This window comes from Streptomyces sp. NPDC017936, assembly GCF_044328485.1.
Lineage (GTDB): Bacteria > Actinomycetota > Actinomycetes > Streptomycetales > Streptomycetaceae > Streptomyces.
Window position 1 is genome coordinate 1 of the sequence record NZ_JBIRHK010000002.1, and the last position, 17,376, is coordinate 17,376.

At 72.7% G+C, this 17,376-nt stretch carries 14 protein-coding genes and 1 pseudogene; 7 read left to right on the plus strand and 8 right to left on the minus strand.

What is annotated here, in order from left to right; translation table 11 throughout:
- Positions 1–298: 298 nt before the first annotated feature.
- From ACH4F6_RS03610 to ACH4F6_RS03625, 4 genes and pseudogenes are all read left to right on the plus strand, one after another.
- Complete coding sequence (locus tag ACH4F6_RS03610; protein ID WP_397958222.1) at positions 299–1,237, plus strand: SRPBCC family protein; 939 nt, start codon at positions 299–301, stop codon at positions 1,235–1,237.
- Positions 1,234–2,406 carry a zinc-dependent alcohol dehydrogenase gene (locus ACH4F6_RS03615; protein WP_397958223.1) on the plus strand — a complete coding sequence of 391 codons (1,173 nt, stop codon included), beginning with the start codon at positions 1,234–1,236 and terminating at the stop codon, positions 2,404–2,406. The genes ACH4F6_RS03610 and ACH4F6_RS03615 overlap by 4 nt, the downstream gene beginning before the upstream one ends.
- Before the next feature lie 225 nt (positions 2,407–2,631).
- Positions 2,632–2,994, plus strand: a pseudogene (locus ACH4F6_RS03620) (hypothetical protein); the annotation flags it as partial.
- Complete coding sequence (locus ACH4F6_RS03625; protein WP_397958224.1) at positions 2,991–3,545, plus strand: flavoprotein; 555 nt, start codon at positions 2,991–2,993, stop codon at positions 3,543–3,545. The pseudogene ACH4F6_RS03620 and the gene ACH4F6_RS03625, both read left to right, overlap by 4 nt.
- Before the next feature lie 127 nt (positions 3,546–3,672).
- Here ACH4F6_RS03625 and ACH4F6_RS03630 read toward each other — a convergent pair whose 3' ends face one another.
- The 3 genes from ACH4F6_RS03630 to ACH4F6_RS03640 all read right to left on the minus strand — a co-directional run bounded on the left by ACH4F6_RS03630 (position 3,673) and on the right by ACH4F6_RS03640 (position 6,672).
- Positions 3,673–4,455, minus strand: a complete 783-nt coding sequence (locus tag ACH4F6_RS03630) for a hypothetical protein (protein ID WP_397958225.1) — start codon at positions 4,453–4,455, stop codon at positions 3,673–3,675.
- A gap of 198 nt (positions 4,456–4,653) precedes the next feature.
- Positions 4,654–5,226, minus strand: a complete 573-nt coding sequence (locus ACH4F6_RS03635; RefSeq protein WP_397958226.1) for a WHG domain-containing protein — start codon at positions 5,224–5,226, stop codon at positions 4,654–4,656.
- 117 nt (positions 5,227–5,343) lie between these two features.
- Entirely contained in the window at positions 5,344–6,672 is a 1,329-nt protein-coding gene (locus tag ACH4F6_RS03640) for a jacalin-like lectin (protein WP_397958227.1), read from the minus strand.
- 250 nt (positions 6,673–6,922) lie between these two features.
- On the opposite strand from ACH4F6_RS03640, the gene ACH4F6_RS03645 reads away from it, so the two are divergent.
- Together ACH4F6_RS03645 and ACH4F6_RS03650 are read left to right on the plus strand one after the other, a co-directional pair.
- Positions 6,923–8,623, plus strand: a complete 1,701-nt coding sequence (locus ACH4F6_RS03645) for a PHP domain-containing protein (protein ID WP_397958228.1) — start codon at positions 6,923–6,925, stop codon at positions 8,621–8,623.
- A complete protein-coding gene (locus tag ACH4F6_RS03650; RefSeq protein WP_397958229.1) occupies positions 8,620–9,132 on the plus strand; it encodes a hypothetical protein in 513 nt (170 codons plus the stop codon). The genes ACH4F6_RS03645 and ACH4F6_RS03650 overlap by 4 nt, the downstream gene beginning before the upstream one ends.
- Before the next feature lie 2 nt (positions 9,133–9,134).
- Here the strand turns inward: ACH4F6_RS03650 and ACH4F6_RS03655 are convergent, their stop codons facing one another.
- Positions 9,135–9,641, minus strand: a complete 507-nt coding sequence (locus ACH4F6_RS03655) for a hypothetical protein (RefSeq protein WP_397958230.1) — start codon at positions 9,639–9,641, stop codon at positions 9,135–9,137.
- Between the two features lie 250 nt (positions 9,642–9,891).
- Here ACH4F6_RS03655 and ACH4F6_RS03660 point away from each other — a divergent pair, with 250 nt between their 5' ends.
- On the plus strand, positions 9,892–11,139 hold the full coding sequence (locus ACH4F6_RS03660; protein WP_397958231.1) for an MFS transporter: 1,248 nt from the start codon (positions 9,892–9,894) through the stop codon (positions 11,137–11,139).
- Positions 11,140–11,316: 177 nt separating this feature from the next.
- On the opposite strand, the gene ACH4F6_RS03665 is transcribed toward ACH4F6_RS03660, so the two are convergent.
- The 4 genes from ACH4F6_RS03665 to ACH4F6_RS03680 are packed head-to-tail and all read right to left on the minus strand — an operon-like array spanning position 11,317 to position 17,352.
- Complete coding sequence (locus ACH4F6_RS03665; protein WP_397958232.1) at positions 11,317–14,184, minus strand: glycoside hydrolase family 2 TIM barrel-domain containing protein; 2,868 nt, start codon at positions 14,182–14,184, stop codon at positions 11,317–11,319.
- 26 nt (positions 14,185–14,210) lie between these two features.
- Entirely contained in the window at positions 14,211–15,107 is an 897-nt protein-coding gene (locus ACH4F6_RS03670; protein ID WP_397958233.1) for a carbohydrate ABC transporter permease, read from the minus strand.
- Positions 15,104–16,069 (minus strand): carbohydrate ABC transporter permease, encoded by a 966-nt coding sequence (locus ACH4F6_RS03675; protein WP_397958234.1) that lies wholly within the window; start codon positions 16,067–16,069, stop codon positions 15,104–15,106. Before ACH4F6_RS03675 ends, ACH4F6_RS03670 begins: the two co-directional genes overlap by 4 nt.
- 20 nt (positions 16,070–16,089) lie before the next feature.
- On the minus strand, positions 16,090–17,352 hold the full coding sequence (locus ACH4F6_RS03680; protein WP_397958235.1) for an ABC transporter substrate-binding protein: 1,263 nt from the start codon (positions 17,350–17,352) through the stop codon (positions 16,090–16,092).
- Positions 17,353–17,376: the final 24 nt, after the last annotated feature.

A 17,376-nucleotide genomic window follows, 5' to 3' on the forward strand; every position in this document is an offset into this window, starting at 1 on the left:
GGAGCCACAGGGCCGCCGCCCGCCTGCTCCCCACAGGACGGGGCCGACCGAGGAGCGACGTCCGGCCCCGGCCCCGGCCCCGGCCGGGGCCGGACGGGCAATCGTGCGCTCCTGACATGGCTGAGCAGCGGCGATCAACCGTGCCCGGCCCGGCAGGCCGGACAGCGGATCCCGATGACGCCGGTTGAGGATTGGATGCGGGCCACGCGGAAACTCCGCCGTTGTCCGCGATGCGCTCTTCGCCTTCTCACCCAAGTGGCCCGCCTTCCGTTCACCTCACCGCACGTGGGGAGCACTCATGAAGACAGACACCCGTTCCACCTCCCGCCTCCAGCACGATCCGCTCGTCCGGGGCCTGGGCTGGGCCAGTGCGCTCCTGGGCGTGCCTCAGGTCGTCGCCCCGGCGGGTTTCACCCGGGCCCTGGGCGTGGACGACGCCTTCCGGCACCGCTCGGCCACGACCGCAGTCGGTGTGCGCGAGCTGGCGGCGGCGACCGGGCTGCTGGGGCGGCCGCATCCCGCCTGGCTCTGGGGCCGCGTCGGCGGCGATCTCATGGATCTGACGATGCTGACCCGGGCCCTGAGGAACCACAACGGTCGCGGCCTGGGCCGCACCGTTGCCGCGACCGCCGCGGTCACCGCCCTCACAGCCACGGACGTCTACGCGGCCGTGACCCGCACCCGTAGGAGCACCCCCATGGAACTGACCGCGGCCACCACCGTCACCCAGTCCCCGGACGAGGTCTACGCCCTCTGGAAGGACCTGAAGCGACTGCCGGACTTCATGGCGCACCTGGACGAGGTGCGCGTCACCGGTCCGCGCACCAGTCACTGGCGGGCCAGCGCGCCGTTCGGCAAGACGGTCGAATGGGACGCCGAGACCACGCAGGACGAGCCCGGCCGGCTGATCGCCTGGCGGTCGGTGGACGGCGCCGACATCGACAACTCCGGCGAGGTCCGGTTCGTGCCCGCCCCCGGCGGCCGGGGCACGGAGATCCGGGTGACCTTGCGCTACGACCTGCCCGGCGGAGCGGTGGGCAAGGCCGCGGCGCGCTACTTCGGCGAGGAACCGCACCAGCAGCTGGACGACGACCTGCGCCGCTTCAAGCAGATCGTGGAGATCGGCGAGGTCGTCCGCTCCGAGGGGGCGCCCGGCGGCAAGCAGGCCCGCGGCGAGTTCCCGCAGCACCCGGCCCGACCGCTGACCGAGGACGAACTGAAGGAGGCCCTGGCATGAAGGCGAACTGCTGGACGGGACGCAACTCGGTCGAGGTGCAGGACGTCCCCGAACCGTCGATCCTGAACAGCCGCGACGCCATCGTGAAGATCACCTCGACGGCGATCTGCGGCTCCGACCTCCATCTGCTCGACGGCTACGTCCCCACCATGGAAAAGGGCGACATCATGGGCCACGAGTTCATGGGAGAGATCGTCGAGGTCGGCCCCGGCGTCAGCGACAAACTCCGCGTCGGCGACCGGGTCGTCGTGCCCTTCCCCATCGCGTGCGGCGCCTGCGCGTCCTGCCGCGCGGAGCTGTACTCGTGCTGCGAGAACACCAACCCCAACGCCGGCATCTCGGAGAAGCTCTTCGGCCACCCCACCGCCGGCATCTACGGCTACTCCCACCTCACCGGCGGCTTCGCCGGCGGCCAGGCCGAGTACGCCCGCGTGGTGCTCGCCGACGCCAACGTCCTGAAGATCGGGCCGGAGCTCACCGACGAGCAGGTGCTGTTCCTGTCCGACATCCTGCCGACCGGGTACATGGGCGCCGAGATGTGCGACATCCAAAAAGGTGACGTCGTCGCCGTCTGGGGCGCCGGCCCGGTCGGCCAGTTCGCCATGGACAGCGCCCGGGTCCTGGGCGCGGAGAAGGTCATCGCGATCGACAAGGAGACCTACCGGCTCGACATGGCCGCCGCCCAGGGCTACACCACCATCAACTTCGAGGACACCGACGTACGCTCGGCACTGCTCGAACTCACCGGCGGCCGGGGCCCCGACAAGTGCATCGACGCGGTCGGCCTGGAGGCCACACACGGTGCCTCCCACGTCCACCTCTACGACCGCGCCAAGCAGGCCGTCCGCTCCGAGACCGACCGGCCCCACGCCCTGCGCCAGGCCATCCTGTCCTGCCGCAGCGGCGGCGTGGTGTCGGTCATCGGCGTCTACGGCGGACTGATCGACAAGTTCCCGGCGGGCGCCTGGATGAACAGGTCCCTGACCCTGCGCACCGGGCAGTGCCACGTGCACAAGTACATGAAGCCGCTGCTGAGTCTGATCGAGCAGGGCAAGATCGACCCCACCCGGGTCATCACCCACCGGCTGCCCCTGACCGAGGCGCCGACCGGCTACGACCTGTTCAAGAACAAGAAGGACCACTGCGAGAAGGTCGTCCTCACGCCGTGAGGGACTCTCCCGTCAACTGCGGCACCATGTCTCACTGATGCCGGCTTGCGCTGGTCGGACGTGGCCCCGGACCATGATCGGTCCGGGGCCTCTTGTCTGGCGCCCCGGCAGGGCTCGAACGTCGGCGTCGCGGCTTTCGTGTCCTCCGCCGGCTCGGCCGCTGTCCACGAGAAACTCGTTCGAGCCCTCCTGCCGGAGCCGGTTTCGGCGGGCACGGCCGCTTCACTCGACCGGCCCGGTGCCTGGGCCGACTTCGACGCCACCCACGTGGACCTTCGTGGAGTGAGCGCACTGGTGGCCCTGGGCGACGCCGGCTTCGCTCTCCAAGCCGCCCGCCCGCTCACGCGCCGCCGTGTCCCCGTTCCGGAGCGCCGGGCCGCCCTGTGGGTGGAGACCGCCCGCGCCTACAGCCAGCAGGGACGCCTTGCCGACGGCCACCGGGCCCTGCGTATCGCCGAGACGTGCGCCGCACAGGACGTCCGCCGTCCCTCCGTCCGCGCTCTGGTCGCCGACATGGCAGCACACGGCCACCGTCGTGGCCTGCCGGAACTGCACCAGTCCAGCCGCCGACTGGGAGTCCCCGCGTGACCGAGCCGACAGCCACGGGCGAGAAGCCCTTCCTCTACGTCGTCGTCTGCGGATGCGGCATCGCCGCCGACGTCGGCAAGCTGATCGCAGCCGCACGGGGGCGGAACGGGAACGTCGGGGTCGTCGCCACTCCGCAAGGGGTGACCCTCCTCGACGTCCAAGCCGTCCAGGAGCAGACCGGCTACCCGATCCGCTCCGCCTGGCGCGCACCCGGTGAAGCACGCCCCCTGCCTCCCGCCGACGCCGTCGCCGTTGCTCCGGCCACCTTCAACACGATCAACAAATGGGCGGCAGGCATCGCCGACACCCTCGCCCTGGGCATCCTGTGCGAGGCGTACGGCATGGGCATCCCCACCGCCGTCCTCCCGTACCTGAACGCCGCCCAGGCGGCCCACCCCGCCTGCCGGCGGAGCCTGCAAGGGCTGCGTGAGATGGACGTCCTGATCGGCACCTACGAGCCCCACAGGCCCAAGGCCGGCGGTGGGGCGGACCGCTTCCGGTGGGAGGAGGCCCTGGACCTTCTGGAGCCGCGACTCGGCCGGAGGCCATGACGCCGTCACCCGCCGAGCGAAGCGGTGCGCCCCCGGCACGCTTCCGGCAACCAACGACTGACCACCGCGCACAGCAAAAAGGTCCAGGTCGCTGCCCTGGGCGCGAGCGCTGTCGACGTCCGATCGCTCAGGCCGGGAGGACCGGTCCGGCCGTCGCCGTGACCGGCCGTCCCCGGTGCGGTCTCATGAGGTCCAGGTCCTCGCCCCACGCGTCCAGTACCTCGCCGTGTCCGGCCTCTCGGGCCGCCGCCTCGACGAGGGCGAACAGGTGCCGCTGCAGGGAGGCGTCGCCTGTTGCCGAGACGCGGTCCACGGCACCGAGCAACACCTCGGTGTCCCAGCCCGGCAGCGGATGCCGGGCGAGCTCCCACTGCAGGTACTTGTTGTAGGGGCGGGGACGGCGGTCGAGGGCGAAGAGCAGCTCGAGCAGGAACCGCATGCTGTCGGCGGCGTCGAGGCGAGCGGCGAGGTCCTGGCCGTCCCGGTGGTTCTTGACGGACCGGTAGAGCGAGTTGGCGTAGGCGTCGAGCAGGCCGCCGGCGTGGTGGAACGCCTCGTCGGCACCCAGGCGGGCCTTGTCGGCGAGGATCCGGGCGATGTCTCCGTCGAGCCGGTCGAGCACGACCCGGGCCCGGGCGAGGGCGTAGCGTTCGAGACCGGGCATTCCGGCTGCGCGGAACTCGGTGAGGGAGACGATGACGAGGTCCAGCTCGGCGGTGCGGTGGCCCGCGAACCGGGTGAGACCGGTCGTGGCGTCATCGGCGAGGACCACGTACAGATCGTGGTCGGAGTGCTCGGTGATCATGCCGTCGTGGGCCCGGGAACCCTTGAGGACGAGGCCGACGACGGCTGGATCAGTGGTGGCGAGTTCGACGAGCGCGTCGTAGGTGAGGGGCTGCTGCGCGGTCATGGGGGGATCTCCGCTGAGGTGGTGACGGGCATGCCTGCCGGGGCGGCCCCTTGTCCGAGAGGCGCCCCGCACCGTCTGCGGCTGCACGGGGCCGCCGCCCGGGAGATCAACGCACATCCGGACCCTACCGCCGGCCGGGCCGCGGGACAGGCGGAAGGGTCGAGAGGTGGGGAGAAGGGTGTCCGCCGCTCGGGCGGGCTACGTCTCGCGGGGCCAGTGGGTGAGGGCCGTGTGCAGGGCGTGGACCGCCTTCTCCCAGGACCGCTGCACGTCCCGGGACGCCCCGAAGCCGCCGCCGGCCTCCAGGGCGCAGTAGCCGTGGAAGGTGCTGCGCAGCAGGCGGACGGCGTCGGTGAGGTCGGGTTCCTCGAGGCCGTAGGCGCGGAGCATGCCGTAGGTGATCTCGGCGGTGCGGCGGAAGGCGGGTGTGCCGGCGGCCAGGGCCTGGTCGACGGGGATCTGGGTGGCGGCGTACCGTCCCGGGTGCCGCAGCGCGTACTCCCGGTAGGCGTCCGCGAATCCGGCGAGCGCCTCCCTGCCGGCCCGTCCGGCGACGGCCGGGGCGATGTGGTCGATCATCTCGCCCCCGGCCAGCACGGCGAGGCGGGTCCGCAGGTCCTGGAGGTTCTTGACGTGCGAGTACAGACTCGCGTCCTTGACGCCGAAACGGCGGGCCAGCGCGGAGAGGGTGACGTTCTCGAACCCGACCTCGTCGGCGAGGTCGGCGGCGGCCGCGACCAGGCGGTCGGCGGTGAGGCCGGCTCGGGGCATGGGACGCCTCGCTGGTAGGGGCACGGGGCCGTGGTCGGTCGGGGAGCATCCTAGGGGGTGCCCGGACCCGGCCGTCGGGCCCCGCTTCCCCCGGCCCCGCTTCCCCCGCGGGCCGCCTCAGCCGATCGGCGCGTAGAGCAGCCCCAGCTTGTCCACCTCGTCGGCCGAGCGCCCCGTGAACCCGACGATCTGCCAGCCGGCCGGCGCCGTGAAGGTCCTCGTGTCGGAGGTCGCCGTGCCGGACGCGAGGGTGCGGCCCCGGTCGGTGGTGAAGGCCGCCGAGAAGACGCGGGTGCGACCGTCCTTCTGGCCCTGCGTCAGCTTGACCGAGGTGAGGTGCTCGCCGTCCGCCAGGGTCAGGGAGGCGGCCGTGCCGCCGGTGCCGCCGTGGGTCAGGGTCGTGCCGCCGTCGTGCGTCAGGGACACCGCGTCCAGGCGGGAGCCGCCCCTGAGGGTCAGCGTGCGGGGGGCCGCGGCGGCGGGCAGGTCGTCCGCGTCGTTGAAGGCCGTGCCGTGCGGGCCGCCGAAGAAGTCGCTCGCCCGCAGGGACGGGGCGAGGGCGTAGGAGAAGCCGACCGTGTGCGGGAAGTGGTCCGAGAGGTTGCCGCCCGCGGAGTCCAGGAACGACGCCCACTCGTTCCGGTAGCGGGTCGCCGTCAGGGACAGCAGCCTGCTGCCCCGGTAGAGGACCTTGTCCACGACCTCGCAGTCGTTCGGCGGCGCCGACGCCGGGCAGAGCAGCGCGTCCGCGCCCTGGGCCGGCGGCGTGCCGCCCTTCACCAGCTCCACCCACGCGTCCGTCAGGCCGTTCTCGTCGACGAGGGTGCGGATGGTGTCGCCGGCGCGGGTGTAGCGGGTGTTCGTGTCGCCCATCACGATCACGGCGTTGCCCGAGGAGTTCGCCCGGATGAAGGCCGACAGCTGCGCGATGTTGGCGCGGCGCGCGGCGAGGGCGTCGTCCGTCGCGTCGGCGTTGGTGTGGACGTTGTACAGGTCGAGGAAGACGCCCTCGGCCAGGCGGACGCGGGCCAGGGAGAACCCCTTGGGGGTGAGGCAGTTGGTGCCGGTGCAGTCGTTCCACCTCACCCGCTGGAAGTCCTCGAAGGGGACGCCGGAGAGGGTGTTGAGGCCGTCGCCGAAGGGCACGCCGCCGCTGGTCGCGGTGCGGTACGGGTGGTCGTCGCCCGCGTACAGCGCCGCGTGGTAGTTGAAGTCCTCCTGGACGTTCACGATGTCGTACGCCCCGAGGCGCGGGGAGATGAGCGGGGTGTTCGTCGCCGGGCTGCCCGAGCTCAGGCCCTCCGGGAGGCCCGCCACGTTGTACGTCAGCACGTCGAACGTGCCGGTGGCGGCGGTGTCGGCGGCAGCGGCGGGGGTGACGCCGGTGCCGGCGAGGCCGGTGAGGGCCAGGGCGGCGGCCGCGAGGGTGCCGAGGAGTCTTCTCATGGTGGGGGTGTCTCCGGTCGGAGTGGGGGACGGAAAGGAACCTGGACGCTGCTCACGTTCCGGCAACAACAGTGTGGCCAGCAAGGGCAGTCGGGGAAACAGCGAGGGGCGAGGCGAGCCGGACGCGCGCGGGTCGGCCGCCGATCACCCCTCGGTCGTTCGACGTTCATCTTTCGCGTCGATCCTCCCCAGGCGGCGCACTCGCGCCGGGAAGACAGCCGCGACAGTCGGCGGCGACCGGGAGGGCAGCATGGGACACGGCCACGGGCACCACCATCACCACGGACACGACCACGAACACGGCTCCGAGGGCGCCCCGGCGCTGCCCGCCGCCTTCGACACCTCCGTGCCCGACGAGGCCCTCGACCCCGAGCAGCGGTCGCGCCGTTCCCTGCTGCGCCGCGCCGGACTCCTCGGCGCCGGCCTGACCGCCGCCGGCGTGCTCGGCCGGACCGCGGCGGCGCCCGCGTACGCCACCACCGACAGCCGCCGCGGCAAGGGCTTCCTCTGGCTGGCCGGTGACCACCACATCCACACCCAGTACAGCAGCGACGGCAAGTACCGCGTCGTCGACCAGGTCCGTCAGGGCGCCAGGCACGGCATGGACTGGCTGGTCATCACCGACCACGGCAGCGCCACGCACGCCAGGATCGGCGTCGAGAAGGTCAACCCGGACATCCAGCAGGCCCGTTCCGCCCACGAGGACACCCTGGTCTTCCAGGGCCTGGAGTGGAACATCCCGGGCGCCGAGCACGGCACCGTCTTCGTGCACCCCGGCAGGAACGAGGTCTCCGTCCTCAAGCAGTTCGAGACCGACTACGACGGCAGCGTGAAGAACGCCTCCGACTCCACGCCCGCCAACGAGGCCCTCGCCGTCGCCGGCCTGGCCTTCCTCGGCGAGCAGGTCCGCCGCCGCAAGGTCAGGGACGCGCTGATGCTCGCCAACCACCCGGCGCGGCGCGGTGTCGACTCCCCGCACGAGATCCGCGCCTGGCGCGACGCGACCGACGCGGGCCACCAGATCGCCGTCGGCTTCGAGGGCGCCCCCGGCCACCAGGCCGCCGGCCTCCCGGCCCCCCTCGGCCCGGCCCGCGCCCGCGGCATCTACGACAACAACCCCAGCGCCAACTCCTTCGCCGGCTACCCGCTGGAGAGCTACCGCACCTGGGGTGGCTTCGACTGGATGACCGCCACCGTCGGCGGCCTGTGGGACAGCCTCATCGCCGAGGGCAAGCCCTGGTGGATCACCGCCAATTCCGACTCCCACCAGGTCTACGCCGACACCGCCGTGCGCGGCGGCGGCGACTTCACCGCGAACGGCCGCTACGACGACCCGGTGTACGGCGGCGGGATCGACATCACCCAGGGCGACTACTGGCCCGGCCAGTACAGTCGCACCCACGTCGGCGCCGACGGCTTCTCCTACGCCGCCGTCATGGACGGCATCCGCGCCGGCCGCATCTGGGTCGACCACGGTCAGCTCGTCAGCGGCCTCGACGTGCGCGTGAGCGGCGGCGGCCGTTGGGCCACGCTCGGCGGCGCCCTGCACGTCAAGAAGGGCACGGACGTGACGCTGACGGTCGACGTCGCCCTGGCCGGCGGCCCCAACTGGGCCGGCTTCGTGCCCGAGCTGGCCCGGGTCGACGTCATCCAGGGGGACGTCACCGGACCGGTCGCCGACAAGGACACGTTCACCGCGCCGACGGCGAGGGTCGTCAAGTCGTACGAGGTGAACCGGTCCACCGGCACCGTCCGGCTCACCTACCGGCTCGGGCGCGTGGACCGGCCGTCGTACGTCCGCCTGCGCGGCACCGACGGCAACCGGTCCGCCGTCGGCGCCATGGGCGCGGCCGTCGACCCGGCGGGTCCGGCGATCGACGTCGTGGGCGACGCCGACCCGTGGCTCGACCTGTGGTTCTACTCCAACCCGGTGTGGGTCCTGCCGTCGTGACGCGCTACGCCGTCACCGTGGACGCCGGTCTGCGCGACCTGCGCGCGGCCGATCACCTGCTCCGCACGCTCGCCGCCGAACTCGCTCTGCCGCAGGGCGTGTTCGGCTGCACCCACCTCGTGCGGGGCGAACGGCCGCGGGTCGTCGTCTCCCTCGCGGTGGAGGAGGAGACGGTGGCGGCGGACGTGCGTGAGCGGCTCGCGGCCCAGGGGCACGAGGTGGCCGACGGGGTTCCGGACCCCGTCGGCCGGGCCGTCCTCTACCCCGGGGCCGACGTCCTGCGCGGCACGATGACGATCGCGGAGGTGCTGTCCGCCTCCGCGATCGACCGGGTGACCGTGCTGGGCGCCGCCGGGCGACCGGCCCCGGAGGCACGGCTGACGACGCGGGAGCACGTCCGGCCCCAGTGGCAGGACGGACAGCTCGTCCTCACCGCCATGCCCGCCGTCGGCGGCACCCTCGTCCCCTTCGAGGTGCCCGATCCGACGCCCTGCTGCGCGGACCACTGACCTCACCGCCGTTCCCGGCGGCCCCGGCGCGGGCGGTGCAGCGCGTCCAGCCCGCCGACCGGGGCCCGCGCGTGGGCCGGGTCGTCCGTCCCGCGGCCGCCCGCGCACCACCACACCGGGTGGCCGTCCTCCCCCTGCTCCCCTTCCCCGCTTCGCACGTGCATGCCGACGCGGTGCTCGGCGCAGACCGGCCAGACCTGCCACAGACACTCCATGACCGTGTCCTGCGCGGCCTCGGCGACGGCCGCGAGGGCGGCGGCGAGAGCGGTCCCGGAGTCCTGCCGGAGGTCGTTGCCGTGCCACCGGCCGTCGGGCAGGGCCACGTACACCTGCTCGTCCCCGCACTCGTCCCGGGGGTCCCAGGGCGGCAGGGCCAGCAGACGCAGGGGGCCGCGGTCGGGCAGCAGCGCGGCCAGGTCGCGGTTGACGAGGGCCAGGGCCTCGTCCCACACCGGATACTCGCCGGGCTGGACCTCGCGGGGGCGCGGTGCGTCGAAGAGATCGGACATGGAGGCCATCGTCCACCACCGTCAGCCGGGAAGGACGCCGGGGCGGGGACACGGGGCCCGGGGCGGTGAGCGGGGCGGGGCCGGAGAGGCGACGGGGGGCGGCGTACCGCCGGCGGTGTCCGGTGCGTCAAGGCTCCCCCAAGATCGGGGACGCCGCTGGACCACACGGCCGGCCGCCGCCCAACGACGTAGGGTGGCCTGGGACTTGACGCGTGAACGAGGGGGAGCGCATGACGCACGAGGGGGCCGGGTGACGCACGAGGCGCACGGCAGCCGGCAGCGGGACGTCGCCCCGCAGGACGCCCGGCCCCTGTGGCGGCAGCGGGACTTCGGGGTCTTCTGGGCCGCGCAGACCCTCTCCTTCCTCGGCGACTCCTTCGCCCTGATCGCGCTGCCCCTGCTGGTCCTGGAGGCCACCGGCTCCCTCGCCCGCATGGGCCTGCTCACGGCGGTCGGCGCGGCCGCCTCGGTCGTGGCGGCGGTGTTCGCCGGAGCGGTGGTCGACCGGGTCGACCGGCGCCGGCTGCTCATCGCCTGCGACCTCGTCCGCATGGTGCTGTACGGGGTGATCCCCCTCGTGTGGCTGTTCGGGCCGCGGATCTGGCTGCTGTACGCGGTGCTCCCCGTGTGCGAGGCCGTCGGCATGCTGTTCGCCGTCGGATACGTCACCGTCGTCCGGGGTCTCGTCGACACGGCCCGGCTCACCGAGGCCAACGGGCGGCTGGGCGCGACCGCCGCCGCGGCCGGCGTCCTCGGGCCGCTGGGCGCCGGACTCCTCGCGGCCTGGACGGGCCCGGCCGCCGCGGTCGGCGTCGACGCGGCCAGCTTCGGCGTGTCGGCCGCCTGCCTCGCCGTCGTACGGGTGCGGGAGCGGCCCGCCGACGACCGGCCGGGGCGACGGGCCGGGCTGTGGCGGGACCTGCGCACCGGCGTGACGTTCCTGTACGGCCACCCCGTCCTGCGCGCCCTGACCGTCCTGCTGTTCCTGTTCAGCTTCCTCACGCTCGGCCTGAACGACCTGGTCATCTACCACCTCAAGCACGACCTCGGCCACGACGACGGCTCGGTCGGCACGGTGCTGGCGGCCGGCGCGGCCGGCACCGTCGTCGGCTCCCTGCTCGTGGCCCGGCTGCGCCGCCGGCTGGGCTTCGGCCCCACCTGGACGACGGCGGTCGCGGTGAGCGGCGTCGCCGTCGCCGGACTGGGGTGGGCCCGGGACGTCGCCCTCGTCGGCGTCCTCGCCGCGCTCTTCCTGGCCGGGGTGGCCGTCGCGGGCACCTGCTCCCTGTCCCTGCGCCAGGAGGTCACCCCGGAACCGCTCCTGGGCCGGGTCACCTCCGCCTTCTGGACCCTGCAGTACGCGGCGGCCCCGGCGGGCGCGGCCGTCCTGACCTGGACGGCGGAACGGCACGGCACCGCACCGGTCGCGCTGCTGGCCGGGGGCTGCTGCGTGGCGATCGCCGGGCTGGCGCTGGCGACACCGATACGGGGCAGCTGAGCGGAGCCCGGCGAGCCGTCACCCGTCGGACCCGGCGCGACGGGCGAGACCGCGCCGCCCCGGCGGCCGTGCCCCCGGGCAGGACGGCACGGCCGCCGGCGCCGCCCACGGGAACGGACGCGGCCAGGGCCGGCCGGGGCGGTGTGCGGGCCCGGCCGGCCCCGGTGAGCCCCCGGGTCAGCCGGTCGCGGAGAACACGAAGGAGAACTCGGCGGGCGCGGCGTCCAGGAAGTACTGCGGCAGCGGGCCCGGACCGCAGGACTGCGAGCCGATGCCGTGCTGGCCGTGGTCGAGGTTGACCCACACCGTCCCGCCCGGCACCAGGTCGGTGCGGTGCCGCGCCGCGTCCAGCTGCTCGCTCGTCCAGCGGCGGGCGCTGAACCAGAACTCCGGGTCGCCGTCCACGCGCAGTCCGCCGATCTCGGCCCAGCGGACGTCGGCGCGGGCGCCGTTCTCCTGCGGACGGACGTAGGGCGTCTGCATACCGTCGACGGTCGACCGCCAGCGGCCGATCTGCGACGCCGCACGGGTGTCCGGATACGCCTCGCCGGGGCCGCCGCCGTACCAGGTCACCGCGTCGGCCTCGGACAGCCCGAAGCGGATCCCGAGCCGCGGCAGCGGCACCCGCCAGTCGCCCTCCGGTGTCACGGACACCGTCAGCCGCAGCCGGTCGCCGTCCGACGTCCACCGGTACACCGTCGACAGGCCCACCTCCCAGCCGGCGGGCGCCACCCGGGTCCGCACGGTCAGCGCGTCGTCGCCGGGCTCCACCGCGTCCAGGCGGTGCCGCATGCGGTGCAGGCCCAGCTTGCGCCACAGCTCGCCGTGCCGGACGTCCGACTGCCAGGCCGCGCCCTCGTCGTTGTCGGTGGGCGCCCGCCACACGTCCAGCCGCAGCGCGGTCACCTCCACCGGGCCGATGGTCCGCAGCGCGCCCGTGCGGGCGTCGAAGGAGGCCGGGCCCAGGGTGATCAGGCCCTCGCCGGCCACCGGCCCGTCGGTCGCGGCGACCGACGGCACCGTCCGTGCCGCGACGGGCACCTGGCCCCACGCCACCACGTGCCCCTTCGGCGCCCACGCGGTGTCCTCGGCCAGCACGGCCCGCACCGTCCACCGCGTCTCCGCGCCGCCCCGGTCGCCCTCCGGCGGCCGCGGCAGCTTCACCTCGGCCGACTCGCCCGCCGCGAGCGCCGGCACCGGCAGGGTGCCCGAGGCGGCCGTCTCGCCGTCCACCTGGAAGGCCCACGTGAACTCCAGCGCCGACAGGTCCGCGAAGTCGTGCCTGTTGGCGATCCGCACGGTGCCGTCCGCCCCGTCGCCGCTGATGGCGACCGGTTCGATCACCTTCTTGAACTCGACCAGCCCGGGGGAGGGGGCGCGGTCCGGGAAGAGCAGGCCGTCGCAGACGAAGTTGCCGTCGTGCAGTTCCTCGCCGAAGTCGCCCCCGTACGCGTAGCCGTGGCGGTCGTCCTCGATGCCGTGGTCGATCCACTCCCAGACGAAGCCGCCCTGGAGTCGCTCGTGCGCCTCGAACAGCCGCTGGTAGTCGGCGATCCCGCCGGGCCCGTTGCCCATGGCGTGGCCGTACTCGCACAGGATGAAGGGCAGCCGCCGCCGCTTGAGGGTGCCGCCGTCCACGCCGCGGCCGATGCGCTCGACCTCCTCGTGGGCGGTGTACATACGGGAGTAGACGTCCGTGTCACGGCAGTCGGCGTCGCCCTCGTAGTGCACGAGCCGGGAGGTGTCCCGGCCGTGGATCCACTCGGCCATCGCGGTCAGGCCGCGTCCGGTGCCGGCCTCGTTGCCCAGCGACCAGATCACCACCGACGGGTGGTTCTTGTCCCGCTCGACCATCCGGGCGGCGCGGTCCAGCAGGGCCGGGGTCCAGCGGTCGTCGTCGACGGGGTTGTCCCGCCAGTCCTGCTCGACGAAGCCGTGCGTCTCCAGGTCGCACTCGTCGATCACCCACAGCCCGTACTCGTCGCACAGGTCGAGGAAGGCCGGGTGGGGCGGGTAGTGGGAGGTGCGGACGGCGTTGACGTTGTGCCGCTTCATCAGCAGCACGTCCTCGCGCATGGTCTCCGGGTCGAGCGCGCGGCCCTTCACCGGGTGCCACTCGTGCCGGTTGACGCCCTTGAACAGCACCGCGTGGCCGTTGACCTTGATCAGGCCGTCCTCCAGGGCGACCGTGCGGAAGCCGATGCGCAGCGGGACGCGCTCGCCCTCCGTCACCAGCGCGCCGTCGTACAGGCGGGGCGTCTCGGCGCTCCACGGTTCGACGGGGAGCGTCACCGGCTCGCCCGTCGCGACGTCGACGTCCAGCTCGGGCACGGTCACCCGCCCGTCGACGTCGGAGTCGACGCGCAGGGTGCCCTCGCCCGTGGTGTGGTCGTAGGAGGCGTGCACGAAGAAGTCCAGCGCGCTGCCCGCCGGGCGGTGCAGCAGCGTCACGTCGCGGAAGATGCCCGGCAGCCACCACTGGTCCTGGTCCTCCAGGTACGAGCCCGCCGACCACTGGTGGACGCGCACGGCGAGGACGTTGCCGGCCGGCCTCAGCAGGTGGCCGACGGCGAACTCGTGCGGCAGCCGGGAGCCCTTGAACTCGCCGAGGTCCGTGCCGTTCAGCCAGACGCGGGCGCAGGACTCCACGCCGTCGAAGCGCAGCACCGCGCCGCCGTCGGCCGGCCAGTCGCCGGGCAGGTCGAAGACGCGCAGGTGGTCGCCGGTCGGGTTCTCGGTCGGCACCCGCGGCGGGTCGACCGGGAACGGGTAGAGGTGGTTGGTGTAGACGGGGGAGCCGTGTCCCTGCAGGACCCAGTGCCCGGGGACCGTGACCTCGGCCCAGTCCCCGGCGTCGTAGCCCTCCGCGGCGAAGGAGTCGTCCTCGGCGTCGGCGGTCGCCGACAGACGGAAGCGCCAACTGCCGTTCAGCGACACCGACTCGGCGTCCGAGGAGGCGTACCAGGCGCGGGGCGGGAGGGCGCCGCTGCCCGGTGAGACGTCCTCGACGTAGTCGACGGACGCGGAGGTGGTGCGGAAAGTCATCGGTCTCCAGATCGTGTCGGTGGGCGTCAGCCCTTGATTCCGGTCTGCGCGATCCCCTGCACCAGCCAGCGCTGGAGGAAGAGGAACACGAGCAGCAGGGGCAGCAGGGAGATGGCCGTGGCCATGAAGATCAGGTGGTAGTTGACGGTCTGGTTGGTCATGTACGACGACAGCGCCACCTGCACCGTCCAGGCGCTGGGGTCCTGGCCGACGACCAGCGGCCACAGGAAGGAGTTCCAGCCGTTGACGAAGGTGATCGTCGCGATCGCCGCGAAGAAGTTCAGCGAGTTCGGCACGACGACGCGCCAGTACGCGCCCCAGTGGCCGAGCCCGTCCACGCGCGCCGCCTCCTCCAGCTCCTTGGGGAACCCCAGGAAGTACTGCCGGAAGAGGAAGCAGGTGAAACCGCTGAAGAGGCCCGGAACGATCAGACCGCGGTAGGAGTCGATCCAGCCGAGGGACGACACCAGCACGAAGCCGGGCACGAAGGTGACGGCGGTCGGGACCATCAGGGTGAACAGGACGGCGTAGAACACCTTGTCGGCGTGCCGGTAGGGGATGCGGGCCAGGCCGTAGCCGGCCGGCGAGCACACCAGCAGGGTGCCGACCGTGTGCAGGACACCGACGACCAGGGAGTTCTCCAGGGCCTGGGCGAAGTCGACGGTCGGGTCGTCGAACGGCTCGGTGACGTTGCCCCACCGGACGTCCGTGGGGAAGAGCGTCCAGTCCTCGCCGGTGATCTCGGCGTCCGTCGACAGGGCGTTGCGGACCAGGACGTAGAACGGGACGAGGAAGAGGACGGCGGCGACGCCGACGGCGAGACACAGGCCGGCGGAGCTCATCACGCCGCGGCCGCGGCGGGTGGTGCGGCGGGGCCCGCCGGTGGAGGCGGCCCCGCCGGCCTCGGGCGCGATCGTGGTCACGTGGACGCGTCACCCCTCCCGAAACCCATGATCCTGCCCTGGAACAGGGTCACGACGACGATCAGCAGGGTGAGGATCACCGCGCCCGCGCTGCCCGCGCCGTAGTCCTGGTTGTCGCCGAGGGCGGTGTGGTAGAGCTCGACGAGCGGTGGCCGGCCCCAGGTCGTCTTCGACAGCAGGTTGAAGAACTCGTCGAAGGCCTGGTAGGCGGCGATCAGCAGCAGCAGGACGACGGCCGTCGAGGTCGCCCGCAGCTGCGGCAGCGTGATGTGCCAGAAGGTCTGCCGGCCCGGCTCGGCGCCGTCGATCGCGGCCGCCTCGTACAGCTCGTCCGGGATGTTCTGCAGCGCGGCCAGGAAGAGGATCATGTAGAAACCGGACTGCAGCCACAGCCTCGCGGTGACGATGACCAGCCAGTACCAGGGCGGATCGGGGTCGGCCAGCCAGGCGATGTTCTCGACGCCGAACCAGCCGAGCACGGTGTTCGCCAGACCGAAGCGGACGCCGTTGAAGACGGACATCTTCCAGATGAGGGAAGCGGCCACATAACTGCACGCCGTCGGCAGGAAGAAGACCGAGCGGAAGAACGCCCGCAGGAACCGCAGCCGGTTCACCAGCAGCGCCAGGCCGAGGGAGAGCGCCCAGGTGGTGGGCACGATGATCGCGGCGAAGACGGTGAACGTGACGAGCGCACCGGTGAAGTTGTCGTTCTCCAGCATGGACCGGTAGTTGTCGAACCCGACGAACGTGCTGGGGGTGACGGTGAAGCGGGCCTCGAAGAAGCTGAGCCAGACGCTCCAGCCGATCGGGACGTAGACGAAGACGAGCAGGCCGATGAGGAACGGCCCGGTGAAGAGCCAGAAGGCGAGGGTGGGGCTGCCCCGCAGCCCTCGCCGCGGACGGCCCGGCGAGGGCTTCGCCGGGGCGGGGGGCGCGAGGCCGGGCTTGGCGGTCGTCGACATGTCGGGGTCCGTCCGCCGCTCTATCCGAAGAGCTTGTCGAGCTCGGCCCCGACGGCCTTGTCGCACTTGTCGAGCGCGGCCTCGGGGTCGCCGTTCTTGCGGACGGAGTCGGCGAAGACGTCCTCCGTCGCCTTGATCATGGCCTGGGTCCAGCCGATGTTGTCGAAGTGCCCGTGCTCGGTGAAGAGTTCGACCCCCTCGGCCGGCAGTCCGGACTTGAGTTTCCCGGCGGACGCGGCGATGGAGGTGCGGGGCGGGATGTGGAAGCCGTACGAGAGCGCCCAGTCCTCCTGGTACTCCTTCCGGTCGATCCACAGCCACTTCACGTACTCCTTGGCCTCGTCGGCCCGGTCGCTCCTGGCGTTGACGAACATCGACCAGCCGCCGTTGTAGACCGCGGGCCTGCCGGCCGCGCCGACCTTCGGGAAGGGGAAGACGCCGAGGTCGTCGCCGAGCGCCTGCTGCATCGCCGGCATGGCCCACATGCCGCAGAACTGGATCGCGGTGAGGCCCTGGACGAGCGCGGACGGATCCCAGTAGTCGGCCGGGGCGTCCAGCAGGAGGTCGCCGCTGGTGAACAGCTTGCGCATCTGCCTGAGGCCCTCGACCACGCCGTCCGTGTGGTAGGCGGGCTTGTTGTCCTCGTCGAGGGTGTCGGCGCCGGCCGCCCAGATCATCGGGCGGATGACCGCCTGGAGCGTGTTGCCGAGGTAGACGCCCTTGACCTTGTCGGTGGTGAGCCTGCCGGCGGCCTCCAGCAGCTCCTCGAGCGTCTGCGGCACCTCGACGCCGGCCTTCTCCAGCAGCGAGGGGCGGTAGAAGAAGAACTGCGGGTCGTCGATCATCCGGACGCCGTACACCTTGCCGTCCACCGTGTGCGACTGGATGTCGGCCTGGTTGAAGTCGTCCTTCACCGGCTCGACGATGTCGGTGAGGTCGGCCACCTGACCGCTTCTGACGAGCTGGATCTGCGGGTGGAACTCGAAGAGGTCGGGCGCGTTCCGGGTGAGCAGGCTCGCGAAGAGCTTGCTCTCGAAGTTCGAGCCGGTGATCCACTGCGTCGACACGTCGGCCCCGTCGTACGCGGCCGCGTACTTCTTGATGGCCTGCTCGGTCCCCGCCTCGCCGTACGCGTGGAAGTACTGCACCAGCCCGTTGCCCGAACTCCCGCCGCCGCGCCCGTTGTTGCCGCCGCAGGCGGCCAGTGCGCCGGCGGCGGCCAGACCCGCGGCGGCCCGGAGGAGTGAACGGCGGGACCAGTTGCTGCTGCTCATTGCCGACATGCTGACGTCCTTGTCTCGAGTACG